The organism is Stenotrophomonas sp. Y6 (genome assembly GCF_022436665.1).
Lineage (GTDB): Bacteria > Pseudomonadota > Gammaproteobacteria > Xanthomonadales > Xanthomonadaceae > Stenotrophomonas > Stenotrophomonas acidaminiphila_A.
In genome coordinates this window covers 1-5,995 of the sequence record NZ_JAKUKB010000020.1, presented here as the reverse complement: position 1 = coordinate 5,995, position 5,995 = coordinate 1, and the positions used below count along the sequence as shown (strand labels likewise).

Here is a 5,995-nt window from a genome sequence, read left to right as displayed (position 1 = left end):
TCACCTGCATCTTGACCCCGATGTGGTTGCCGACCAGCTGGTTGGTGCCGGCGACCATCACCCCGTAGTCGCCGGGGAACGCGGCCTGGTCCATGCGGTAGCTGATGATGCCGGCGTCGTGCTGGCGCTCCATCTCGCGCTGCGCGGCGATCACCGCCTGCAACTGCGCCTGCATGCGCTGCATGCTGCCCAGCAGCTGGCCGGGTTCGTCGCGCGAGGTCTGCGCGATGGCGTTGTCCAGGCGTCCGCCGGCGATGGCGTCGGCAACGGCCGTGGCCTTGCGCAGCGGCAGCACGATGCGGCTGCCGATCACCCAGCTCAGCGCGAACACCAGCAGCACCAGCACGCCGCCGGCGACGGTCATGATGCCGGTGAAGCGCAGCGCCTGGGACTGCACGTCGTCCATGTAGACGCCGGTGGAGACCACCCAGTTCCAGGGCTTGTACATGCCGGCATAGGCGAGCTTGGGCACCGGCTTGGTCTGGCCGGGCTTGGGCCAGGCGTAGCCGACGTAGCCGCCGCCGCTTTTGGCTGCCTCGACCTGGTCGTGGTACATGCGCACGCCATCCTCGCTGCGGAAGTCCTCCATGTCCTTGCCGACCAGGTCCTTGCGGAACGGGTGCATCAGCACCACGTAGTCGGCGCTGTAGATGTTGAAGTAACTGGAGTCGCCCTTGGCGCGCATGGCTTCCAGCGCGGCCATCGCCTCGGCCTGGGCGCGTTCCAGCGGCAGGGTGCCGTCCTTGGCGCGCGCCGCGTAGTGGTCCAGCACGCCATAGGCCAGTTCCACGTCGCTCTGCAGCGACACCTTGCGGGTTTCGTAGAGATCCACGTACTGCATGCGCGCCGCGACCACCGCCAGCGTGATCACGCCGACCGCGATGATGGCGGTGAGCAGATTGAGCTTGGCGCGTACGGTGATGTTGGAGATGAAGCTCGACCAGATGCGGAGAATGTTCATGCGCGATAGGGAATGTAGGGGGAGGGCGGCCGCGACGGGGCGTGCGGCGGCGGGGCTTCATTGCTGGATATCGGCCAGGCCCCGCGCAAGTTGAGCCGTGGCAACGCCGGCGGGGCGGCCATCCGGGCCGCGGGCCGACAGCAGAACCCCGGCATGCGCCGGGGTTCTGGGGGGGTGGATCAGAATTCCTGCCAGTCCGAATCAACGGCCTCGGCGACGGCCACGCGGGCCGCGGCGCGTGGCCTGGGTTGCGGCGTGTTGGCTGCCGCTGCAGGTACCGGTGCCGGTGCCGACGGTGCTGGGTTGGCGACCACCGCCGGTGCCAGCCTTGCGGTTGCGGCCGGTGCATCCTGCGCGTCGAGCCGGAACAGGGCCACGGCCTCGGCCAGGTGCGCGGCCTGTTCTTCCATCGAACGGGCGGCGGCGGTGGCTTCCTCCACCAGCGCGGCGTTCTGCTGGGTGGTCTCGTCCATCTGGGTGACGGTCTGGTTGACCTGCTCGATGCCCGCGCTCTGTTCCTGCGAGGCGGCCGAGATCTCGGCCATGATGTCGGTCACCCGCTGCACCGAGCTGACGATCTCGCCCATGGTGCTGCCGGCGCGACGCACCAGCTGCGAGCCTTCGCCGACCTTGCCCACCGAGTCCTGGATCAGCTCCTTGATCTCCTTGGCGGCACCGGCCGAACGCTGCGCCAGGGTGCGCACTTCCGAGGCGACCACGGCGAAGCCGCGGCCCTGTTCGCCGGCCCGCGCCGCTTCCACCGCGGCGTTGAGCGCCAGGATGTTGGTCTGGAAGGCGATGCCGTCGATCACGCTGATGATGTCGGCGATCTTCTTCGAGGAGGCCTCGATGTCGGCCATGGTGGTGACCACCTGGCCGACCACTTGGCCGCCCTGCGAGGCGACGCCGGCCGCGCCCTGGGCGAGCTGGTTGGCCTGGCGCGCGTGCTCGGCGTTCTGGCGCACGGTGGAGGTCAGTTCCTCCATCGAGGCGGCGGTTTCCTCCAGGTTGGCGGCCTGCTGCTCGGTGCGGCGGGAGAGGTCGTTGTTGCCCGACGCGATCTCGCCGGCCGCGGCGTTGATCGCGGCGGTGGACTGCTTGATGCGGCCGACGATGGCGGTCAGCTGTTCGGTGGTGGCGTTGGCGTCGTCGCGCATCCTGGCGAACACGCCCTGGAACTCGCCCTGCATGCGCACGGTCAGGTCGCCCTGCGACAGCGCCGACAGCAGGTCGGAGATCTGCGCCAGGCTGCTGGCGTTGGCGTCGAGCAGGCTGTTGAGCTGGCGCGCCAGTTCCAGGAAGAAACCGTCCTTGCCGGCGGTGTCGATGCGGCCGCTGAGGTCACCCGCGGCGGCGGCATCGATCACCCGTGCCACTTCGCGCTCCACCATCGCTTCGGTGGTGCGGTCGCGCCATTCGACGACATGGCCGACCACGCTGCCGGCATCGTCGCGGATGGCCGAGATGGTCTGCGCGAACTGGGCGTCGCCATAGCGCATTTCGCGCGAGGCCACGCCGTTGCGCTGCAGCGCGTCGAGCACGCCATGGTCCATCTCGCCACGGAATTCCAGCGCGGTGACGTGCTGGCCCACCAGCGGGCGCGAGGCATCGTAGTGGTCCAGCGTGGTCCGGACGTCGTCGGCGTAGCGCTCCAGCGTATGCGCCAGCGCCCGGTTGGCGTAGACGATCTGCAGGTCGTTGTCGGTCAGGTACACGCCGGTGGAGGAATAGTCCAGGGCGGTGCGGATGCGCAGGTTCTCGGCGGCCACGGCCTGGTCGCGTTCGATGCGCTCGCGCAGGTCGCGCTGCATGCGCTGCATGGCGCGCAGCAGTTCGCCGACTTCATCGGCACGGCGGGTGTCGATGGTGCCGTCGAGCTTGCCGCTGGCGATCTCGTTGGCCACGTCCACCGCGCCGCGCATCGAGCCGACCAGCGAGCGGGCGAACAGCCAGGCCAGCAGCAGGCCGGCGCCGATGCCGACCAGCACCGCGATCACGGTGACGATGACGGAGGCCGAATAGGTCTCGGCGGCACGGTCGCTGGCGGCCAGGGCGCGCGCATTTTCGTCCGAGGACAGCGCGTCCAGCGAAGCGTACGCCTTGCGGTGCAGGTCACGGGTCTCGCCGACGAAGGTGTCGATGGCGTCGTCGGGCAGGTCCAGCTCCAGCAGCTCGGTCACCGAGTCATAGGACTTCTTGGCGGCCTCCCAGTCGGCGACGAAGGTATCCAGCAGCTTGCGCTGCTGCGGGTTGTCCACCAGCTTGGAATACTTCTCGATGGATTCGTCGATGTGCGTGCGCAGTTCGGTGGCACGGGTCTTGGCCTCGGCCTTCACGTCGCTGCTGGCGCGGATCAGGCTCTGGTAGGAGGCGTTGCGGTATTCGCTGACCATGCCGGCCAGTTCGCCGCCGGTGCGCAGGCCGGCCATGCGCTTGTCCGCGATCTCGGTGGTGACGCCGTCCAGCGAGTGCAGGCCGCGGTACGCCACGATGCCCTGGATCAGCATCACGAGCAGGACGATGCCGAAGGTGAGCATCAGCTTCGGCATCAGGTTGAGGTTCTTGATCCACTGCATGGGTGCACGGTCTCCTGCTGCGTTCCCCGGCACGGGCGCGCCGGGGCCCGCGCCGGCCGGGCCAGCGCGGCGTCGACGGGATGGATTACTTGATGTTGGCCAGCTTCAGGCTCGACGGCGAGGTGACTTCGATCTCGGCGCGCGAGGCGTCGCGCTGGATCTTGCCGATCGCGCACACGGTCTTGCCCTCGAGCGTCATCAGGTCAAAACCGAAGTTGCCGCGGGCCGAGCCCGGGATGCGGGCCGAGAAGGTGTGGCGCGGGAACGAACCGCCCATGTGCAGGAACGTCGGCTGGCCTTCGGAACCTTCGGCGTAGCGGGCCTTTTCGACCTTGCCGCAGACCATGCCGTCCTTGCCGGCGAAGCGCGGGGCGTTCTCCGGCGGGATCATCTCGTCGGCGGCGGCGACCAGGGAGACGCTTGCCAGCAGGGCCGCGGACATCAGCGAAATGAAGGGCTTGGACATCTTTTTCTCCGGATTGGGTTGCACCGGCAAACGGCCGGCCATGCGCTCGGTATCGGCCGGCGCGGGCAATGATTGATAGGGCATGCCAGGAACTGTGATGGCTGCCACGCTTTGTCAGGCGGCGGCTTCTTCGGTGGTGGCGGCCTGCCCCAGGTCGGCGGTATCGAGCAGGGTCTCGATGTCCAGCAGGATCAGCATGCGCTCGTCCTGGGTGCCGATGCCGGAGATGAAGCGGGTGTCTACCGCGGCGCCGAATTCGGGCTTCGGGCGGATCTGCTCGGCGCTCAGCGGGATCACGTCGGAGACGCTGTCCACGACGATGCCGACCACGCGGTCCTCGACGTTGAGCACGATCATCACGGTGAAGGCGTCGTAGCGGGCCTCGTCCAGGCGCAGCTTCAGGCGCAGGTCGATCACCGGCACGATGGTGCCGCGCAGGTTGATCACGCCCTTGATGTAGTCCGGTGCGTCCGGCACGCGGGTGACCGCGTCGTAACCGCGGATTTCCTGCACTTTGAGGATGTCCACCCCATAGTGCTCGTTGCCGAGCGTGAAGCTGAGGTACTCGCCGCCGGAGGTGGCGGCGTGGGCGCTGGTGTCGTTCATCTGGGGTCCTGATCCTGGCGGGATGCGGGTACGGAGGGGCGTCACCCGTGTATCGGCCATGGCCGCCGGAACTTTAGGTGCCCGCTATGCGCCGCCGTTCTTGCGCGCCTTGCGCTCGCGGTCGACCCGGAAGATGTAGCGCTGGATGGCGGCGTCGGCGCCGCGCGGCAGGTCCTCGAAGCGCAGGCCCACGCGTTGCTGCTCCATGCCGTTGGCCTGCTTGCGCACCAGCTGGCTGCAGACCACCAGGGTGACCGCGATCGGCGCCGAGTCGGGCAGCTGCAGTTCGCAGCCGGCCACCCGCTGCTGCAGCCGCAGCAGGTTCAGGTCCGGCGGCAGCAGCACGGCGATGCCGCCGGCGCTGATGTCGACCACGCGCCAGCGCAGCGGCTCGGCGCCCTGCGGATCGGGGAACACGCACCAGGGCGAATCGCCGACCGGGGTTTCCAGCCGGTACAGCTCGCGGCGCTGCAGGTGATAGGCCTCTTCCGGGAAGGCGAGGCGGAACGCCGTGCGCCCGTCCTCCACCAGCACTTCCGGGTGTTCCAGGCGGAAGCGCACCATGACCCGGTCCACCTGCGCGAAGCACAGCAGGTGCGAGGCTTCGCCGACGCTGCGGTTGACCGCCGGCAGCGGGCTGCCGTCCAGCAGCAGGGTGTCCTCGTCCACGTCCAGCACCGCGCTGGGATAGGACTGTTCGCGGCCATCGGGATGGACCGCGACCGTGGCACGCTGGTCGATCATCGCCTGCAGCAGCAGGCGGATCTGGCGCGGATTGCGAACCATGTACTTCTCGTCGGCATACAGGCTGCCGTCGAAGGAGGAAGGGGCGGATTCCGTCGGTTCGCGCTCTGACATGATCTCTGGAACAGGGAGGGCGGAGGCCTGGAGGCAACAGCATACCGGCAGGGTACCTCCGTGTATCGGCTCCATCGCCCGGCTCTTTAGCGCCGGGGGCGCGGTCCGGCGCCATCGCCCGGCCGGTGGCTCAGAATTCCTGCCAGCTGCCGCCATCCGCCGGCGGTGCGGGCAGTGGCCGCGATGGCGCGCGCGTTGGCGCCTGCGGCCTGGCTGGCGTCACGATCGTGAGTGCCGGGCGCGCGGGGGCATGGCGGGTCGTGGTGCGGAACATCGACACTGCCGTGGCCAGGTCGTTGGCCTGTTCCTCCATGGCGCGCGCGGCGGCGGTGGCTTCCTCCACCAGCGCGGCGTTCTGCTGGGTGGTCTCGTCCATCTGGGTGACGGTCTGGTTGACCTGCTCGATGCCGGCGCTCTGTTCCTGCGAGGCGGCGGAGATCTCGGCCATGATGTCGGTCACCCGCTGCACCGAGGTCACGATCTCGCCCATGGTGCTGCCGGCCTGGTGGACCAGCGCCGAGCCTTCGG

General features: G+C 68.8%; 6 protein-coding genes. All 6 read right to left on the bottom strand.

Annotated features, from left to right (window positions below; genetic code table 11):
* A partial coding sequence (locus MKP15_RS16890; protein ID WP_240213499.1) for a cache domain-containing protein occupies positions 1-961 on the bottom strand: 961 nt, incomplete at its 3' end.
* A 179-nt stretch (positions 962-1,140) separates the two neighbouring features.
* Positions 1,141-3,537, bottom strand: a complete 2,397-nt coding sequence (locus MKP15_RS16885; RefSeq protein ID WP_240213498.1) for a methyl-accepting chemotaxis protein — start codon at positions 3,535-3,537, stop codon at positions 1,141-1,143.
* Between the two features lie 85 nt (positions 3,538-3,622).
* Positions 3,623-4,003: a hypothetical protein gene (locus MKP15_RS16880; protein WP_202626555.1), complete on the bottom strand. Its 381-nt coding sequence runs from the start codon at positions 4,001-4,003 to the stop codon at positions 3,623-3,625.
* Between the two features lie 114 nt (positions 4,004-4,117).
* On the bottom strand, positions 4,118-4,609 hold the full coding sequence (locus MKP15_RS16875; RefSeq protein ID WP_104938874.1) for a chemotaxis protein CheW: 492 nt from the start codon (positions 4,607-4,609) through the stop codon (positions 4,118-4,120).
* Between the two features lie 84 nt (positions 4,610-4,693).
* Positions 4,694-5,467, bottom strand: a complete 774-nt coding sequence (locus MKP15_RS16870) for a flagellar brake protein (RefSeq protein WP_240213497.1) — start codon at positions 5,465-5,467, stop codon at positions 4,694-4,696.
* A 130-nt stretch (positions 5,468-5,597) separates the two neighbouring features.
* Positions 5,598-5,995: methyl-accepting chemotaxis protein (locus tag MKP15_RS16865; protein ID WP_240213496.1), on the bottom strand; the 398-nt coding region annotated here is incomplete at its 5' end.

Bases quoted from the DNA above. Each gene is read 5' to 3' on its own strand.
- MKP15_RS16885 (WP_240213498.1), bottom strand. From the start codon at position 3,537: ATGCAGTGGATCAAGAACCTCAACCTGATGCCGAAGCTGATGCTCACC.
- MKP15_RS16880 (WP_202626555.1), bottom strand. From the start codon at position 4,003: ATGTCCAAGCCCTTCATTTCGCTGATGTCCGCGGCCCTGCTGGCAAGC.
- MKP15_RS16875 (WP_104938874.1), bottom strand. From the start codon at position 4,609: ATGAACGACACCAGCGCCCACGCCGCCACCTCCGGCGGCGAGTACCTC.
- MKP15_RS16870 (WP_240213497.1), bottom strand. From the start codon at position 5,467: ATGTCAGAGCGCGAACCGACGGAATCCGCCCCTTCCTCCTTCGACGGC.